The organism is Streptomyces sp. HUAS TT7, from assembly GCF_051550175.1.
Taxonomy (GTDB): domain Bacteria; phylum Actinomycetota; class Actinomycetes; order Streptomycetales; family Streptomycetaceae; genus Streptomyces.
The window spans coordinates 1-16,927 of record NZ_CP196178.1 but is presented as its reverse complement, the minus strand read 5'-3'; the positions used below and the strand labels follow the sequence as shown (position 1 = coordinate 16,927).

Below are 16,927 nucleotides of genomic sequence, written 5' to 3'. Positions count from 1 at the left end.
TGACGCGCGCGGCCGGGGTGGGTGGGGAACCGCGCCGCGTCTCCCGCAGACCGCCCCTTGGTAACAGTCGACCCCCGCCAGGCATCCCGGCGGGGGTCGAAGTCGTCGGTGCCGACCGTAGCGCACGGCGGCGCGGGTGACCACCACGGCTTTCCCATACGGGCGTCGGCCGCCCGGTGGACGCAACGCCCGGCGCGAGGGCCGGTGGCCAGCGCGGGCCGTGCCCGCCGACCGGCACATTTCGGTACAAGAGGCGCGCAGCGCCGTACGGGCCGAGGCCCACCCATGCGGGCCGTAGCCCGTCGCCAAGGCCGCAGGACTGCCCCCATCCCACCGTGGAACCTCCGATTCCGACCCTCTACAACCCCCGGCCACCGGACCTCTCCTCTCATCTTGATCACCTAGACCACCTACAGACCGTAAGACTCATGCTCACTACAACAAACCAGCACACCTATGCATCACGATCCGATGGCTGTTGTTGATCTTGAAAAACAGCTACGCTGCGTTGCAATGCTTTCGATCTCCGCTGGTAGCGACCCTCGGTACCTGACCAAGGAAGTTGGTCAGGGTGCCGAGCACTACTACCTGCGCAGCATCGGCGAGGCGGGCGAGCCGCCCGGCTACTGGCTCGGTGACGGGCTGGAGGAGCTGGGCCTGTCCGGCGAGGTCCAGAACGAGGTCTTCGAGGACCTGTTCACGCACTGGATCGACCCGCGCAAGCGGGACGAGATGTACGCCAAGCTCGAAGCCATCCCGCACGAGGAGGGCACCGAGGAGTACGCCAAGGCGGAGAAGAAGATCCGCAAGGAGGCGACCCTCGGCAACGCGCCGAAGAACTACGAGAAGGCGTTCGAGAAGCGCCTGGACGCGGCGATGGAGAAGGCCCGCGAGCAGGCCCCGGGCGGTGAGCTGAGCCCGGAGCAGATCAAGAGCATCGAGTTCTCCGTCCGCAAGGAGGCCCCGTCCGCGACGCTCTACTACGACTTGACGTTCAGCGCGCCGAAGTCGTGGTCCGTCTACCACGCCTCGCTGCAGGTCAAGGCGATGGAGGCGCGCGAGGCGGGCGACCTGGAGACGGCCCAGGAGTACACCCGCAAGGCCGAGCAGGTCTGGGACTGCTGGAAGGAAGGCGTCCAGGCCGGCCTGCAGCACATGCAGGAGGAAGCGGGCTACTCCCGCGCCGGGCACCACGGCAAGGCCGTCGAGGGACGCGCGGCGGGCCGGTACGTGGACGCCCACGAGTTCATCGTCGCCGGATTCGCCCAGCACACGAGCCGGAACGACGACCCCCAGCTGCACGTCCACGCGGCCGTGCTGGCGAAGGTCAAGACGGTCGACGTCGACCCCGTCACCGGTCAGGAGAAGACCGTCTGGCGCTCCCTCGACGGCCGGGGCCTGTTCAAGCACAAGCAGGCCGCCGGGCACCTCGCCGAGTTCGTCGCCAACGAGGCGCTGGAGCGCCGTATGGGCGTCCGCGTCGAGATGCGCCCCGACGGCAAGGCCCGCGAGATCGTCGGCATCAGCCAGGAGCAGCGCGACCTGCACAGCAGCCGTCGCGCGGGCATCGTCCAGGGGGTCGCCGAGCTGGCGAAGGCGTACGAGGAGAAGAACGGCGTCGAGCCGAACGCCTACGTGCTGGCCCGCATGTCGGAGTACGTCACGCTCGACCAGCGCAACGCCAAGAAGCACGACGCGACCACCCGTGACCAGCTGCTCCAGCGCTGGGAGGCAGCCAGCCAGGACCGCTTCCGCGAGAGCCTCGCGGACGTCCCGGACCAGGTCGCCGAGCGTTCCGCCGTGCACCAGCTGCACCGGCCGGCCAAGCCGTTCGACCCCGAGGTCATCCAGCGCCGGGCGATCGAGGCCGTCCAGGAACAGAAGCCCACCTGGACCCGCCCCGACCTGATCGTCGAGCTGACCAAGCAGCTGCCCGACACGCTCGGCGGATTGGAGGCCCACCAGGTCAGCGAGCTGCTCAACCAGCTGGCCGACGACGCACTCTCCCCCACCGCCGACAACGGCGTGGTCTGCACGAAGGCCCCGGCCCTGGTCGACGTCCCGGCCGAGCTGCAGCGCCGCGACGGCACGTTCATCTACGAGCCCAACCCCTCGACCTGGGACCGCTACGCCACCGAGCAGCACCTGCGCGTCGAGGACCGGCTGCGGCAGTTCGCGGGCGAGCGCGGTGCCCCCACCGTGCCCATCGAGCTGGTCGAGGACGTCATCGCGCGCCGCGGCCTCAAGGGCGCCCAGGCCGACTTCGTCCGCGCCGCGGCCACCTCCGGACGCAAGGTCGACCTGCTGGTCGGCCCGGCCGGCGCGGGCAAGAGCTACACGATGGCCGCCCTCACCGAGGTCTGGGAGTCCTACGAGAACCGGCAGGTCATCGGTCTGGCCAGCGGCCAGCGCGCCGCCGAGGTCCTCAAGGAAGAGGGCATCGAGAACATCGCCAACATCGAGATGCTGCTGCTCAAGAACAAGGCCATCGCCGAGGGCAAGAACGTCCCCGACGCCGACAAGTACCGGATCCCCCGGGGCGCCCTGGTCATCCTCGACGAGAACGGGATGACCGACACCACCGACATCAACGAGATCCGCAAGCTGGTCGAGGCCAGCGGCGCCAAGTGCATTCCCGCCGGTGACCCGGCACAGCTGCCCGCCGTCGGCGCGGGCGGCATGTTCGCACAGTGGGTCGAGGAGGCCCCGGGCGTGCACTTCCTCGACGAGGTCCGTCGCTTCCGGGACGTCGACCCGGTCACCGGCGAGAAGGTCACGCGGCAGTGGGAGGCCGACGCCTCGCTCAAGCTGCGCACCGGCGACGCCGCATCCCTGGAGCAGTACGAGCTGCACGGCCGCTTCCGCGGCGGCTCCGCCGAGGAGATGACCGAGCGCGCCTACCAGGCGTGGCTGACCGACTTCCGCGACAAGAAGAACCCGCTGCTCATCGCGTCAGACAACGCCCAGGTCGCGGAGCTGTCGGCCCGGGTCCGCGCCGACCTGGTCCGCCTCAAGGTGGTCGACGAGCACGGCGTGGTCCTGCGTACCGGCCGCGAGGACCACGGCATCGAGACCAAGGCGGGCGTGGGCGACCTCATCCAGCTGCGCCGCAACGACCGGAAGATCACCGCCGAGAACGGCGACTTCGCCGTCAACCGCACGGTCGCCAAGGTCACCGGGATCAGCGACAACGGCGCGCTGATGGTGAAGCTGGAGGACGGTGCCCTCATGCACCTGCCGGCCGCGTACGTGCAGGAGCACGTCGAGCTGGCGTACGCCGCGACCGTGCACGGCGCCCAGGGCCGCACGGTCGGGGTCTGCCACTCCCTGGTCGACGAAACGACCAGCCGCGAGGCCCTGTACGTCATGCTCACCCGCGGCGAGGGCGGGAACTACGGCTACGTCATCACCCACCGGGACGGCGACGGAGTCAAGCCGGAGGAGGCCCCGCACCACCTCGCCACGCTCAACTCGACGCTGCAGCGCAGCAGCCTGGAGAAGACCGCGACGAAGGTGATCGAGGCCGAGCTGGAGCGCCGGGAGAACCTCGCCGTCCTCGAACCGGCCTGGTCGGGAGTGAAGGACCAGAAGGCCGACGAGAAGTACAGCCGGGCCCTGTACCAGGCGCTGGGCGCCGATGAGTACGAGCACCTGCGCTCCGAGGAGTCCTACAGCAGCCTGATGCGGCTGGCCCGGCACGTCGAGGAGCAGGGCTACGACGCCGAGGACCTGCTGGTGCGCACCGCCACCTCCCGCGAGCTGGACACCGCCAAGGATCACGGCGCGTCCCTGTACTGGCGTCTCGAGCGTGCCTACGAGTACGCCGAACGCGCCAAGGTCCTCGCCGAGGAGGCCGAACAGCGCGCCGCGCTGGCCGAGCAGCGGCAGAAGGTCGACGCCGCGATCGAGGCCGCGCACCAGCCCGTCGACCCGGCCGAGCTGCAGCAGCTGACCGAGACCCCGCACGCCGAGCTGCTCAAGCAGACGCTGTCCGACCAGCTGTACGTGGAGACCCTCCAGTTCGGCGACGAGGAGGACCAGGAGAAGCAGCAGGAGCAGCTGACGGACGCCCGCGAGGCCGCCGGGGAGCTGAACGCCGCCGACGTCGAGGGCCTGGTCCTCGACGAGCCCGCCATCGAGGAGGTGAACCCCCACTTCGAGGAGCTGATGAAGCAGAACGACGCCTACGCGATGAACGTGGAGGTCCTCCACGCGGGCCAGGACAACGAGGTCGCCCAGCGGCAGGCCGCCGAGCGCGAGGCACAGTGGGAGGCCACGGACTCCTACGCCTCCCGCACCCCGGAGCTGGAGGGCGAGCTGGGCCGGGTCATGCACGAGTGGGCCGCCGAGATGGACCAGCGCACCGAGCGGCTCGGTCAGCGCGTCGCCGAGGAACAGCCGGCGTGGGCGATCGAGCGGCTGGGACCGGTGCCCGAGGACCCGATCGAGCGGGCCGACTGGGAGCAGCGGGCGGGCCGCGTCGAGCGGTACCGCGAGGCGCACAGCCACGACGACGAGCGCAACGCCATCGGCCCCCAGCCGCCCCGCGGCTCGGTCGAGGCCCGCGCCGACTGGGAGCGCGCGCGCCGGGCCCTGGGAGTCGACGAGCGCGAGGCCGACATCGTCCGCGCGTCCGACGAGACGCTGCGCAAGATGGTCGAGCGCGCCGAGCGGGAAGAGAGCTGGGCCCCGCCGTACGTGGCCGACGACATGCAGAAGGCGTTCACCGCTCAGCGGGACTTCGCTGACCAGGCCACGCAGATGGAGCTGCGCGCCCAGGAGATGGCGGACAAGGAGGCCGCCGAGCACGAGCAGCGCGTCACCGACACGATGGACGCCGTGTCGAGGGCGGGTGGCTACACCTACCCGCAGATGTGGCAGAACCAGGTGATGGAGCTGCAGCAGGCGACCACGCTGCAGGCGGACATCGACCCGAGCGAGCTGGTGAAGGACACCCTCGACCGGGCGGAGACCAGCCGCAGCATCGCCGAGACGATGGGCGAGCGCGCGGCGAAGTTCCAGGAGGTCCAGGAGACCCGCGAGCAGTGGGTCGAGGAGACCCAGACCGTGCGGGACGAAGCCGACCTCGCCAAGCGCGAGCTGGAGCGCCGTGCCCCCGCTCCGGAGCCCGAGGTCGACGCTCCGGACGCCGCCGGCGCACCGGCCGCGGCGACCGCGTCCGCGCCCCAGCTCTCTGCCCAGGAAGAACTCATGCAGGCGATGGAGCAGGCGCGCATCGCGCAGGAGATCCTCCAGCAGCGCGCCCAGGAGCGGGAGCAGGCCGCCGAGCAGGAGCGGGAGGCGGAGCGCCAGCAGCCGCAGGCCGAGGAGGTCGAGCGCGAGCGCCGCAATACCGGCATGGACTTCGAGGCCGAGTACGAGCGCCTGGGCCGCGAGATGGCCGGGCACGACCGGGACATGGAGCCGACTCCGGGGTCCCCGGCCGCCGCGCCCGAGCCGGAGGTCGCTGCACCGGAGCCCGAGCCCGTTGCGGCACCGGCCCCGGAGCCCCCGGCGCCCCCGATGCCGGACTTCGACAACGACATCGACATGTAGGCGAAGGGCCAGCGGAGCACCCGCTGGCCCTTCGAGCTTCTGCCCCCTGTCTGCGCGGCCCGCTACGGTGCCTCTATGGCTGAGAACCCGATGTGGAACAGGCCGGGCGCTGTGCCGCCGGCCGGGGCGCCCGCGACGCAGCAGTCGGCCCCTCCCCTGCCCGATGCCGCGCCGGCCGCCGCCACGGTCGGGCAGCGCACCGTCGCCGAGGTCACCGCGCTGGTCGAGGAGATCCGGCTTGCCCTGAGCCAGGGGTACGAGATGCCTGAGTTCCACGAGGGTGTCGAGGCCGCCTACCAGTGGGTGCTGGGCCGGAGTCCCGCGCCGTTCACCGGTCGCACCGGGGTGCCCGACCGGGACCAGCTCCGAGCAGAGGACGACGCCGCCGAGGAGGCGATGCGCACCGGGTCGCGCCGCAAGTTCGCCAACGGCGTCCAGCACGCCGTCATGTGGGTCCGCGGCCAGACCGAGGAGCAGCCTTGGTTCTGGGCACGCTGAGCTGCCCCCACGAGCACGACGAAGCCCGCCCCCATCCCCGGGGCGGGCTTCGTCGTTGCCGGGCTCAGGCCGCGGCGTCTTCGGACTGCTCGGCTTCGTCGTGTTCGGCCTGTGCCGGCAGGGACACGGTCATCGGGCCCGGGGCCCGGTCGGTGACCCCGTGCAGCTCCCGCGTGATGGTGCGCAGTTCCTTGATGAGCGTGCTGTAGCGGGCCGGGTCGTGCTCGGCGACGGCGTCCTTGAAGGTGGGCGCCTTGATGGTCTTGCGGACCGTCTTGAGCGTCTGGAGCGCTTCGTCGAGGGCGTCGAGCTGCGGGGTGACGATCTCCGCGTCGATGACGTCGTCCTCCGTCCCGCCGGAGCCCTCCGAGCCCTCGCCTTCCGTCGTGCCGTCCGTGGATCCGGGACCAATTGGTCCCGCGAGGGCGTCGAGCGCCAGTTCCTGCAGGGTGGCCTTGCGCTGCTCGCGCTCCTCGGGCAGGCCGCCGACCGCCTCGACCTTCGTGCGGAAGTCGGACAGCACCTTCGCCGTCACCTTGGCGCCGGTCGTGTCCGCCACCTCGTTCGCGACGACGTACATGTCTTCGGCCACGTCCTGGGGCAGGGTCACCTTCTCCTTGCCCTTGGCCTTGACCAGTTCGCGGATCTGGCCCTCGACCGGGGCCGTGCCGGTGCGGGAGGTGATGGCCAGGGCGAGGCTGGAACCGGTCACCCAGCGCCGGGCCTGCCGGGGCACCACGTCCGGCACCAGGTCGGCCATGTACGCCTCGATGGTGGGGTGGGTGCCGCGGAACCACTGCCCCTTCTTGGCTGCGGCGAAGCCCTGCCCCATCACCCAGATCGCCGCCTTGCCCACCTTGCTGGCCGCGACGATGACCGTCTCGGTGTCTTCCTTCTGCTGCTTCTCCGTGTCCGTCAGTTCGGAGACGTCGCCTTCCTCGACTTCCGCGATGTCGTCGAGGCGGGGCAGGGAGTCGGCCAGGGCGACCACGGAGTCGAAGACGACCTTGGGATCCTGCTTGGGAACGTCGAGGAGCTTGCCGGTCTGCGTATCGACGTCGCTCCCGGTGTCTCCGTTGAGGCCGGCGAACTCGTCGTCGTCGACGTCCTGGTTGCGTGCCACGTCGTCAGCTCACCTTCTGCTTGGGGGCGATGAGGAGGTCGGCCGCCCGGTCGTAGTCGAGGGTCGGCTTCTCGTTCGGAGTGTGCATCCGCAGCGGGCGCTTGCCCAGCGACGCCCACCCGGCCTGGGTGGACTCGCGGCACGGCACGATCAGTGCGTCGGGGAACGCCTTGTTCATCTCGCGCCCGATCCGGCGGTGCAGGGAGTCCTTCTTGAAGTCGGTGAAGAACACCGCGCGGACCTGCAGCGCGGGGTTCATCCGCTCGCGGACGGTCTTGATGGTGGTGACCACCGAGCCCGTGCCGACGACTTCCAGACCGCCGTCCTGGACGGCGATGGCGACGTCGTCGGAGGCGACCAGGGCAGCCACGGTGAGCTTTCCGAGGTTCGGGCCGGAGTCGATGATCGTGATGTCCCAGTCGTCGGCGTCGGCCCGCAGCGCGTCGCGCAGCAGCGACTCGGGGCTGAACACCTGCTGGGGGGTGGCGTTCTCGATGTCGCCCAGGCTCGGGTCGGAGGGCACCAGGTAGAGGCCCTTGTAGACCGTGGGGTAGGTGGTCTCGCGCAGGGTCGCCTCGCCGTAGAAGACGTCCCGCAGCGTGTGCCGGTCCTTCGGATCGGCCGGGTAGCAGGTCTCCTTGAGCCAGACCGAGAGCGCCGCCTTCTGGGGGTCCGCGTCGATCAGTCTCACGCGCAGGCCGCGGGCCGCGTACGCCATCGCCAGCTCCAGGGCGCTGATCGTCTTGCCGACGCCGCCCTTCTGGTTGGCCAGGGCGATGACCCGAGGCGAGATGGCCGGCCGGAAGGTGGGCGGCACGACGATGCCGGGCCGCCAGGAGTGGAACGTGGTGTCGGTGTCCCACTCGGTGACGATGTCGAGGAATTCGAGATCCACATCGAGCACCGGCACCGGTACTGTCTGGGGTTGCAGTGCAGTCATAGCCCGGACCGTACCGGGTGCACACGCAACAACGGCCCGCTCCGTCATTTGACGGGCGGGCCGTTTGTTGACCGCTGCAGTATGGGGGCGTCAGTCGCCCGAGTCCTTCTCGCTGCTCTCCTTCTCCGGCTCGCGCTTGCTGGCGATGTGCTTCTCCACGTAGTCGAAGAAGCCCGGGTCCGTGAAGTCCTTGGCGGTGAACGCCGGCGGATTCGGTGGCACGGGGACGGGCACCGGGTGCTTCTGCTTCTTCTCTTCGTCCCGAGGCTGGCCGCAGTCCTTCAACTCACGCTTGAGCAGCGTCTCGACCTGCGGCCAGAACCGGAACTCCCACTCCAGCGCCCGCGTCGGCGGGACCTTCGTGGTCTCGTACGACCACTCGTGCGCCCCGCGCAGCGCGGTCAGGGCGATGCGCACCCGGGTGTGGCGGTACCAGCAGGGCTTCCACACGTCCTGGGCGTAGATGGGCCACAGGTAGTTGTGGCACCAGCCGGTCAGCCAGTCCCACAGCTCCCGGGCCTGGTCCTGGTCCATGTCGGCGGACCAGTTCGGGGAGACCCCGGGCCAGTCCGGCGTGGGCTCCGGCTCCGGCTCGGCCTGCATCGCCGCGAGCGCCTCGGTGATCGCGGCGAGCTGCTCCTTGTGCTCGCCCAGCTTGAGGAGGATCGACTCCTGCCCCTGCTTGAGCTTCTGGTTCTCCAGCTCCGCGAGACGCTTGCGGGCGTCGGAAACGTTGCCCGTCAGCGTCAGCAGCATGTCGCTGACGCTGACCTTCATGTCGTCGGCCACTTAGATCCCCGTCTCGTCGTCGTCGCCCCAGCCGCTGTCCGCCACCGGCCCGTTGTCGGTGCCGGTCTTGCGCAGCGGGATGGGCGCGGCCGTGGTCTGCTCGGCGGGCTTCTCCGCGGCCGGCGCGGGCTGCTGAGGGACCTGCTCGAGGTAGCCGGTCGGCTCGAAGTCCGGCTTCTCCGGCATCACCGGCGGGTCCGTCGGCATGGGCGGCACGACCTCGCCGCGCACGACCTGGGCGTCGCGCGGGCCGGGCAGCGACGTGCTCGACCAGGCGCTGGCCGCCGGATCGGCAGTCCAGGGGCTCGTGTCCGGGCCGGTCGGCGCCCACGGGTCCTGGGGCTGCGGCGGGCCCCACAGGTCGGCCGGCGGGTCCGGCACCAGCGGGACGGACGACCACTCCGGGGCGGGGACCTTGGCCTTCTTCTTCCGTGCCTTGAGTTCGGCCTTCGCTGCCCGCTTGTCTTCCTTCTCCGCGCTCTTGATGTCCTTGCGGTCCCACACCGCGGTGAACTGCGCGACGACCGGGCCGCCGAGGTGCTTGCGCAGGATGAGGATCTGGCCGGGCTCCAGGTTCATGATGTCCGAGGGCGTCATGGTGTCGACCTCGACCTTCGTCCAGGAGACCGATTCCTTCATCGTGCCGTCGGGGCCGGGCGTCCTGGAGTGGCTGTCCTTCTTCTCCTTGTGCTTGCCGCACAGTTCGGACAGGTCCTGGAGGTGCTCCTTGTTGGACAGGCCGCCGAGGATGAGCTTCACGCAGTTGTCCCAGATGGTCTGGTAGCCGTACTTGCCCCACCGCTCGTAGATCTGCGCCGGGCTCTGGAAGCAGGCGTGGATGTTGATGCCCAGGCCGCGGCTGTCGGCCGTCCACCGCTCCAGCGGCACGCTGCAGATCAGCGCCGCTTCGTCGAGGACCATCGTCCAGGGCGGGTCCAGGCGACCGCCGCGGTTCATCGGGGCCATCACCCGCGCCGCTTCGTAGATCTCACCGGTGAGGCAGGTGAAGAGCGGGCCGATGCTGCCCATGCCGTCCTCGCGGCCGAGCAGGTACAGGGTGTCGCGCGAGGTGAGGTAGGCGTCGATGTCGAACTGCTGGGTGGCCGGGTCGTGGGCCGCCTCGACGATCTTCTGGACGCGGGGCGCGTCGAGGAACATGAACGTCTTGCTGAGCGTGCCGAACACGTTCTCCGAGGTCGTGGGCTTGCCCTCGACCTTCTGCACCTGCTCCAGGTCCTCCTTCCAGCCTCGCGGGGCGACCGGCCGGCCGGGGTTGAACGGGTCGGGGTGCTCGAACTTCTCGAAGATGGCGATGGCTTCGGTGTTGCGCACGCTCTTGGACCAGCGCGCCACGTCCAACAACGACAGCCCGTCGGCGTCGGCCGCCCACAGGAACGCCTTGAGGACGCTGTAGCTGGAGGTCTGCCAGAACGTGCGGTTCTCCACGCCCTTGGTCGCGTCGGAACCTTCGAGGAGGTACTGGGCACGGCGCATGGAGCGCTCGATGCCGAGTTCGGGGTCCGCGCAGCCGATGACCGGGTCCCAGGCGATGTTCGAGCCGCGCCCGGCGATGCCCTGCGGGTTCCAGATCAGGATGCGGCCGACCCGGGCCCGCATCCTCTCCGTCCACTCGACGATGTCGAACTTCGTGGAGGTCGCCAGCACGGCCCCCTCCGCGTCGATGATCCAGTTGGCGATCTTCGCCGTCTTGCCCGCGCCCATCGGCGCCAGCATCAGGGAGCTTTCCTCGATCGACATGTAGAGGTGCAGCTTGGTCTTGCGGTCCTGCCCGAGGTAGACGCCGACGGCGTTGGTAGGCACCTTGCGCGCCGGCACGTCGGCCAGCGAGGGACGCAGGGTCTTGCGCTTCTTCACCAGCTGGGTGCGGCCGAGGTGCTTGCGCAGCTGCTTCTTGGCCGCGAAGCCGTCGGTGGTGCCCGCGAAGTCGAAGTCGCCGCGGACCTTCATGTATCCGGCGCCGACCAGGCCCACGCCCATCGCGACGGTCAGCAGCGGCTGACTCTCGAACAGCGCGGCGCCGCCGTCGGCCAGGCCGCCGAGGATGGTGCTCAGGACGTCGCCCGTGCTGGTGTCGCCGGTCGTGGTCTCCGCCGCGAGGAACGTGGCGGGCACGGTCAGCGCGGTGAAGCGGACTCCCGGCCGGGCGAGGGCATTCGAGGTGGAGAACAGCACGCCCTTGAGCGCGTCGCCCTCGATGGGCTCCCACGGGCCGGGCTGCTCGGTGCTCTCCCCGGCCGCCGAACTGGCCGTGTCCTCAAGGGCCGTGTTGTCGTGGCCATTGGTCGAGAGGGTCAGGGTGCTGGCCTTACTGTTGTCGTTCACGGAGGTCTCCTTCGTAGGCGCCCCGGGGGTGCTGTAGCCGCCAAGCTCTTCATGCACCACCGGGGCCACTCCTGTCTGTATACGTCCCTGCACTGACATATGCGGCATCGTTTTCGCCGATCGTTACGGACCTACCGCGCACGGTTACGCGGCCTCCCGTGACGCGGGATGACCTGCACAGACTTCCCGTCAGACCGGACACCTTCTGATTCGGTGTCGGGCGCACGGGCACCTGCCGGTCACCCCGTCGCCGGGGGTGGTGGTCACCACTGGCGATCACTGTGGACCCGATCGCCTGTGGATAGATCCCGGAGATTCCGGCGGTCACCGCACATCCTCCGAGACCTCTTCGGCCCGGGGCGCGGGAACCTGGGGAGCGCTCTGCAGGTACTCCGCCAGCAGGTCATCGGAGATGTGCGTGCGCCGGACCGTGTCGAGCTTGAGCGTGTTCTCGCTGGCCTCGACGATCGCCGCCGCCAACGGCCGGCCGCGCAGCGCCTGGACGTCCGCGGGCAGGTTCCGGTAGATCTCGGCGACCTGGTCGCGGGTGTTCCCGCCCCGGCCGGGACGCGCGGGCTGCTCCTCTTCGAGCTTGGCCTGCACCCGAGTCGGCGAGGGACGGCGGGCCGGTGAGGCAGCAACGACGGGCTCCGGCTGCACCGGGGCCTCAACGACCGGCTCCGGAACGGGTTCCGGCTCAGGCGCAGGCTCCGGCTGCGCGTACACCTGCGGCTCGACGACCGGTTCCGGTTGCGCCGCGTACGGCACGGGCTCCGGCGTCGGCGGCGCGAAGGGCTGCTCGTAGGCGACCTCCGGCTGCTCGTAGTGGTGCTCGCGCCCGTACGGCTCCGGCTCAGGCGCCGGCTGCGCGTACGGGGCGTACGTCGCCGGTTCCTGCTGCCAGTCGGCCACGGGCTCGACGACCGGCTCCGGCTGCGCCTCGTACGAGACGGGCTCCGCGTACGAGACGGGCTCCGCCACCGGGGCGGGCTCGGGTTCGACGACCGGGTGGGCTGCTTCCACGGCACGGTGCTCGGGCTCCCGCTCGATCTCGGCGGTCTCCGGCTCGACGTCCTGCTCCGCACCTGCCGTCAGCTCCTTGGGCTGGAACAGCGCGGGCACCTCGTAGCCGGTGGCGGTGAGAACCGCCGGCACCGTCTCCGACAGCGGCTTGCCGTAGCGGGCCAGCCGCAGCGGCATCAGCAGCTCGACCGGGGAACCGCCCCTCTTCCCTTCCTTGGCCGCCTTGCGCCAGTTCTTGCCGAACTGCGACTCCAGCCAAGTCTGGTACACGTACCGGTCCTGCTCCAGCTTGATGACCTGCTCGTAGGAGCGCAGCTCCCAGAGCTTCATCCGCCGCCACAGCAGGAACGTCGGGCCGGGCGAGAGCAGCCAGCGGCTTAGTCGCACGCCCTCCATGTGCTTGTCGGCCGTGACGTCCGCGATCCGCCCGATGGCGTGCCGCGCCGCCTCGACTGAGACGACGAACAACACCGGGATGACCGCGTGCATGCCCACGCCGAGCGGGTCGGGCCAGGCCGCCGCGCCGTTGAAGGCGATGGTCGCCGCAGTCAGCAGCCACGCCGTCTGACGCAGCAGCGGGAACGGCATCCGGATCCACGTCAGCAGCAGGTCCAGAGCCAGCAGCACGACGATCCCGGCGTCGATGCCGATCGGGAAGACCAGAGCGAAGTCGCCGAACCCCTTCTTCACCGCGAGGTCGTGCACCGCGGCGTACGACCCGGCAAAGCCGATGGAGGCGATGACGACGGCCCCGACGACCACCACGCCGATCAGGATCTTGTGCGTCTTGGTCAGCTCAGGGAGGGCCCCCTTCGGTCGGGCCTGCTCGGTTGTCTGCTCGGTCATTCGTCCCTCCCTTCCTCTTCCTCTGGCTGCGGCGGGGCCTGCAGGCGCTTGATGTACGCGAGCGCGTTGTCCCGCAGCTCCTCCTCCGTGTCGCCCGTGAGGAGTTCGGGGTGCGCGAGTACCAGGTCGATGCCCACGCGGATCAGCGTGTTCTCCGTGATGCGCTCGGTCTTGCGGGTCCGTGAGTCCATCAGATCCCGGGCCAGGGCGGTCAGGCCGCTGTACTGGTCATCTCGCATCGGCACCCACTTGGGTCGGGCCTCGCTCTTGGGCTGGGCCGAACCACGCTGCGCCGGCGGGATGTTCTCCGCCATCTGTCCCCCTTGGGGTCTTGGGATTGCTGACCCCAAGAGGTTATGGGTCCTGGCCTGTGGATACGGCTCGGCCGGACGTGTGCGGACCATAGGGCCGCTCCCCATCGCCACCTCCCTGTTGTCGAGTACAGGAAGAATCTAACCCACTAACCCTTGAACCTCAAGGGTTAGTGGGTTAGTGTTTGGGATGTAAGGCGAGAGGGGCCCCGGGGCTTGCAGGCCCTGGAACCCCTCTCAGCCGGAGGTTTGCAGACCCCCGGCTCAAGCCCGGACAGGCGCGTAGGACCGCCTTCCGGATCGGGACACCCCTAGATGGAGGGATCTCCGTGATTCAGTCTCTCAGCCTCATCCCCGGTGCCGAGGTCAAGGTCGACGACCTCCCCGCCCTGTGCCTTTCGCCCGAGGGCGACCGCGCCCTGTCGGTGATCTCCGGGCCGCGCCTCGCGCTGGTCGGCCGACTCGGCCCGAAGTGCCGCGACTGCCGCGACTTCGAGAGCGTCGTCACCCGTACCGGCATCGTCACCTGCGACAACCCGGTGCACGCCGAGACGAAGCCCCAGCTGCCCATGCGTCCCACTCCGCACGAGCGGGACGGCCGGCAGGACTCCCCGGAGCCCACCCGCCCGCACCGCCGCGCCGCGCTGCTGGTCGGCTGACCGCCGTGCGTACCGCGATCGGTACCACCGCCGTCATCCAGGACCCCGCCGCGAGCGAGTCCCTGCGCCGCGCCCAGGAGGCCGCCGCCGACGCCGCGCGCGCCGCCGAGGCCCGTGCCGCGATCGAGCGCGCCCGTCAGGGCAGCTGACCGCACCTCCCTACCTCGACCCGGGCGGACGAGCCACCTGCCCCGCCCGGGTCGAGCCGGACTCCCCGTCTCTTCTCTCCTTCACCGGAGGCTGCTGTGCGTTCCACCTCTCGCGTCGCCTCGACGCTCGCCACCTTCCTGTTCGTCTCCCAGGCCCCCGCCGCCGAGTTCGCCACGGACCCGGCGCGCACCCGTGCGCTGATCCACGAGACCTCCGAGCGGCTCGGCCCGGACGCCGCCGCCCGCGCGACCGCCGAGTGGGCCACCGAGTACGGCCGGCACCCCGAGACCGCCGCCGACCACATGCGCGCCTGCCTGGACGCGGTCAAGCTGGCGAACGTCGAGGTCCCCGTCCCCGCCGCGCGTACGGCGGTGACCCGATGAAGGTCACCTTCACCGACGACTTCACCGCCGAGCGGGTCACCGCCCTGCTCGCCACGTTCGCCGCCGTCCTGGTCGCCGTCCTCGCCATGAAGGCGCACTTCGGCATCGGGGACACGGCCGGGGCCGCGTTCTTCTCCTACGCCGCGACCGTCGGCGCCATCGCCTGGAAGGTCCCGCTGCAGCTGGGCCGGGTCGTCATCGCCACCGGCAAGGGCGCGCTGATCACCGGTGTCGTCGCGGTCATCGTGCTCATCGGCCTCTGGCGCTCGGTCAAGGGGCTGTGATGCTGCAGCTGACCACCGACCGGACCACCGCCAAGAAGGTCACCGCGCTTGCTGCGGACGCCGACGACGCCCGTGAACTGCTGCTCGCGCTGGGCATCGTCGTCGAGCCCGAAGAGCCGGAGCTGGAGCTGGCGGTCAAGCCGGGCAGCGACTACCTGCCCCCCGCCAAGCGCCGGATCGCCTGGACCCGGATGGCGGGCGAGATGCACACCGCCGGCCGCACCACCGCTGAGATCGCCGCCGCCCTCGCCATCGAGGAGGACTTCGCCGCCGAGCTGGTCGGCGACTGGTGGGCGGGGGTGAGCCGCTGATGGCCCGTCGCACGATGCAGCAGACGCGCACCGCCACCCACCGGCCCGCCCTGCGCCGTCGGCGCTTCCGCAACGACGACCTGGTCGCCGTCGACATGTTCTCCGGGTTCGGCGGGCTCACCAAGGGCATCGAGGACGCCGGATTCACCACGATCATGGCCGCGAACCACAAGCGGTACAAGGTCGAGGTCCACGAGGCGAACCACCCGGGCGCCGAGCACTGGATCGCCGACCTGGTCAACCCCGAGTCCTCCGACTATCACTCCGCCCGCGACCTCCCCCCGGCTGATCTCCTGGCCGCCGGAGTCTCGTGCGTCAACCACTCGCTCGCCAACACGCTGCGGGCCTACGAGCAGGGCCTGACCCTCTTCGAGCTGGAGGACCCCGACTACGAGGCGCGGGTCACCCGCTCCGAGCGGGATCGGGCGACCGCCAACTGCGTGTTGCAGTATGCCGCCACGCATCACCCGCGGCTGATCCTGGTTGAGTGCACCACCCAGCTCACGTCCTGGGGGCCCGCGCTCCCGGGCCGCAAGTCGGTCGGGGACGGCTCGACCTACCGCTGGTGGCTGCGCCAGTTCGACCTGCTCGGCTACCACCCCGTCAAGGTCCTGTACCTGAACAGCCAGTTCTTCGGGGTGCCGCAGTCGAGGGACCGCGGCTACTGGGTGTTCGTCGACAAGTCCCTGCCGATGCCCGACCTGGAGCACCGGCCGGTGTCCCACTGCGGGCGCTGCGACAAGGACGTCGAGGCCGTGTGGACCTGGAAGACGGGCATCCCGGCGTCCGGCACCGTGATGTACGGCAAGCAGTACGAGTACCGGTGCCCGTCCTGCCGCCGCCCTGTCATCCCTCCGATGACGCCCTCGCTGGCCGCCCTCGACCTCAGTGACCTGGGCACGCGGATCGGCGACAAGCCGGTCAAGACGTTCAAGGACGGCTTTGTCGGGCCGCTGGCCCGGTCGTCGATGGCGCGCGCCGAGCGGTGCCGCCAGCGGTTCGCTGACTTCCCGGCGATCCTCATGCCCGCGAAGGGCGTGCACGGCTCGGAGCGGCTGCTGCTGCAGCCGATGGCGACGCAGACCAGCCAGCAGGAGACCGCGATCCTGTCCACCGGTCCGGTCGTCCAGCCGCTGTGGACCCCGGACGGCGCCGGCGCACTGCCACCCGTCGCCCTCGCCGTGGACAACTTCCAGGGGGCCGCGCGCGGCGCCGGGGAACCGCTGCCCACCCAGGTCGGCTCGGAGACCCTCGCCGTGCTGTCCTCCGGCGTCCTGCCGTACCGCAAGCACACGCTGCCCACGCTGCACGCCGAGGCGATGCCCACCTTCACCTCGGAGCAGATCCCGGCAGTGCTGACGGCCGCCGGCTGGTACAAGCAGAACGGCCCCACCGGCAACGAGACCGCGCCGCACCCGGTCACGGACCCGCTCGGCACCCTCACCTCGCGCGACACCACCGCGCTGCTCATGGCTCAGTGGCAGGCGTCGCTCGCCGAGCTGCCGCTGGAGGACTGCTTCTACCGGATGATGGCGGCGCACGAGATCGGCCGGGGCTGTGGCTTCGACGTCGACTTCCGCGACTACAGCGGCACCTTCTCCGTCTGGGGCTCCGCGAGGGACCAGGTCGACGGGTTCGGGAACGCGGTCTCACCGCAGGTCGGCACCTGGATCGGGTCCCGGTTGCGGGCCGTCCTGCACGGGACGGAGGC

General features: G+C 70.4%; 14 protein-coding genes. 8 read left to right on the top strand and 6 right to left on the bottom strand.

Annotated features, from left to right (window positions below; all coding sequences use genetic code 11):
• The first annotated feature begins 513 nt into the window (after positions 1-513).
• Both mobF and ACSHXC_RS42930 read left to right on the top strand, forming a co-directional pair.
• Entirely contained in the window at positions 514-5,556 is a 5,043-nt protein-coding gene (gene mobF, locus ACSHXC_RS42935; protein ID WP_438297788.1) for a MobF family relaxase, read from the top strand.
• A 75-nt stretch (positions 5,557-5,631) separates the two neighbouring features.
• Positions 5,632-6,054 carry a hypothetical protein gene (locus ACSHXC_RS42930; protein ID WP_438297786.1) on the top strand — a complete coding sequence of 141 codons (423 nt, stop codon included), beginning with the start codon at positions 5,632-5,634 and terminating at the stop codon, positions 6,052-6,054.
• Between the two features lie 64 nt (positions 6,055-6,118).
• Here the strand turns inward: ACSHXC_RS42930 and ACSHXC_RS42925 are convergent, their stop codons facing one another.
• The 6 genes from ACSHXC_RS42925 to ACSHXC_RS42900 all read right to left on the bottom strand — a co-directional run bounded on the left by ACSHXC_RS42925 (position 6,119) and on the right by ACSHXC_RS42900 (position 13,432).
• Positions 6,119-7,177 carry a hypothetical protein gene (locus ACSHXC_RS42925; RefSeq protein ID WP_438297785.1) on the bottom strand — a complete coding sequence of 353 codons (1,059 nt, stop codon included), beginning with the start codon at positions 7,175-7,177 and terminating at the stop codon, positions 6,119-6,121.
• Between the two features lie 4 nt (positions 7,178-7,181).
• Positions 7,182-8,117 (bottom strand): ParA family protein, encoded by a 936-nt coding sequence (locus ACSHXC_RS42920; protein ID WP_438297783.1) that lies wholly within the window; start codon positions 8,115-8,117, stop codon positions 7,182-7,184.
• Between the two features lie 90 nt (positions 8,118-8,207).
• Complete coding sequence (locus ACSHXC_RS42915) at positions 8,208-8,906, bottom strand: hypothetical protein (protein WP_438297782.1); 699 nt, start codon at positions 8,904-8,906, stop codon at positions 8,208-8,210.
• On the bottom strand, positions 8,907-11,249 hold the full coding sequence (locus tag ACSHXC_RS42910; RefSeq protein WP_438297781.1) for a TraM recognition domain-containing protein: 2,343 nt from the start codon (positions 11,247-11,249) through the stop codon (positions 8,907-8,909).
• Between the two features lie 324 nt (positions 11,250-11,573).
• A complete protein-coding gene (locus ACSHXC_RS42905; protein ID WP_438297779.1) occupies positions 11,574-13,118 on the bottom strand; it encodes a DUF2637 domain-containing protein in 1,545 nt (514 codons plus the stop codon).
• Entirely contained in the window at positions 13,115-13,432 is a 318-nt protein-coding gene (locus tag ACSHXC_RS42900; protein WP_438297778.1) for a chromosome segregation ATPase, read from the bottom strand. The genes ACSHXC_RS42905 and ACSHXC_RS42900 overlap by 4 nt, the downstream gene beginning before the upstream one ends.
• Before the next feature lie 326 nt (positions 13,433-13,758).
• On the opposite strand from ACSHXC_RS42900, the gene ACSHXC_RS42895 reads away from it, so the two are divergent.
• The 6 genes from ACSHXC_RS42895 to ACSHXC_RS42870 all read left to right on the top strand — a co-directional run.
• Positions 13,759-14,088 (top strand): hypothetical protein, encoded by a 330-nt coding sequence (locus ACSHXC_RS42895; RefSeq protein ID WP_438297776.1) that lies wholly within the window; start codon positions 13,759-13,761, stop codon positions 14,086-14,088.
• A 5-nt stretch (positions 14,089-14,093) separates the two neighbouring features.
• Entirely contained in the window at positions 14,094-14,237 is a 144-nt protein-coding gene (locus ACSHXC_RS42890; protein ID WP_438297775.1) for a hypothetical protein, read from the top strand.
• Between the two features lie 96 nt (positions 14,238-14,333).
• Positions 14,334-14,621, top strand: coding sequence for a hypothetical protein (locus ACSHXC_RS42885; RefSeq protein WP_438297773.1), 288 nt, complete (start codon positions 14,334-14,336; stop codon positions 14,619-14,621).
• Complete coding sequence (locus ACSHXC_RS42880) at positions 14,618-14,905, top strand: hypothetical protein (protein WP_438297772.1); 288 nt, start codon at positions 14,618-14,620, stop codon at positions 14,903-14,905. The genes ACSHXC_RS42885 and ACSHXC_RS42880 overlap by 4 nt, the downstream gene beginning before the upstream one ends.
• Positions 14,905-15,216, top strand: a complete 312-nt coding sequence (locus tag ACSHXC_RS42875) for a hypothetical protein (protein WP_438297770.1) — start codon at positions 14,905-14,907, stop codon at positions 15,214-15,216. The genes ACSHXC_RS42880 and ACSHXC_RS42875 overlap by 1 nt, the downstream gene beginning before the upstream one ends.
• The coding region (locus ACSHXC_RS42870; RefSeq protein WP_438297769.1) for a DNA cytosine methyltransferase at positions 15,216-16,927 on the top strand (1,712 nt) is incomplete at its 3' end. The genes ACSHXC_RS42875 and ACSHXC_RS42870, both read left to right, overlap by 1 nt.

Coding starts and splice junctions, on each gene's coding strand:
- mobF (WP_438297788.1), top strand. CDS start 514: ATGCTTTCGATCTCCGCTGGTAGCGACCCTCGGTACCTGACCAAGGAA.
- ACSHXC_RS42930 (WP_438297786.1), top strand. CDS start 5,632: ATGGCTGAGAACCCGATGTGGAACAGGCCGGGCGCTGTGCCGCCGGCC.
- ACSHXC_RS42880 (WP_438297772.1), top strand. CDS start 14,618: ATGAAGGTCACCTTCACCGACGACTTCACCGCCGAGCGGGTCACCGCC.
- ACSHXC_RS42905 (WP_438297779.1), bottom strand. CDS start 13,118: ATGACCGAGCAGACAACCGAGCAGGCCCGACCGAAGGGGGCCCTCCCT.
- ACSHXC_RS42875 (WP_438297770.1), top strand. CDS start 14,905: ATGCTGCAGCTGACCACCGACCGGACCACCGCCAAGAAGGTCACCGCG.
- ACSHXC_RS42900 (WP_438297778.1), bottom strand. CDS start 13,432: ATGGCGGAGAACATCCCGCCGGCGCAGCGTGGTTCGGCCCAGCCCAAG.
- ACSHXC_RS42920 (WP_438297783.1), bottom strand. CDS start 8,117: ATGACTGCACTGCAACCCCAGACAGTACCGGTGCCGGTGCTCGATGTG.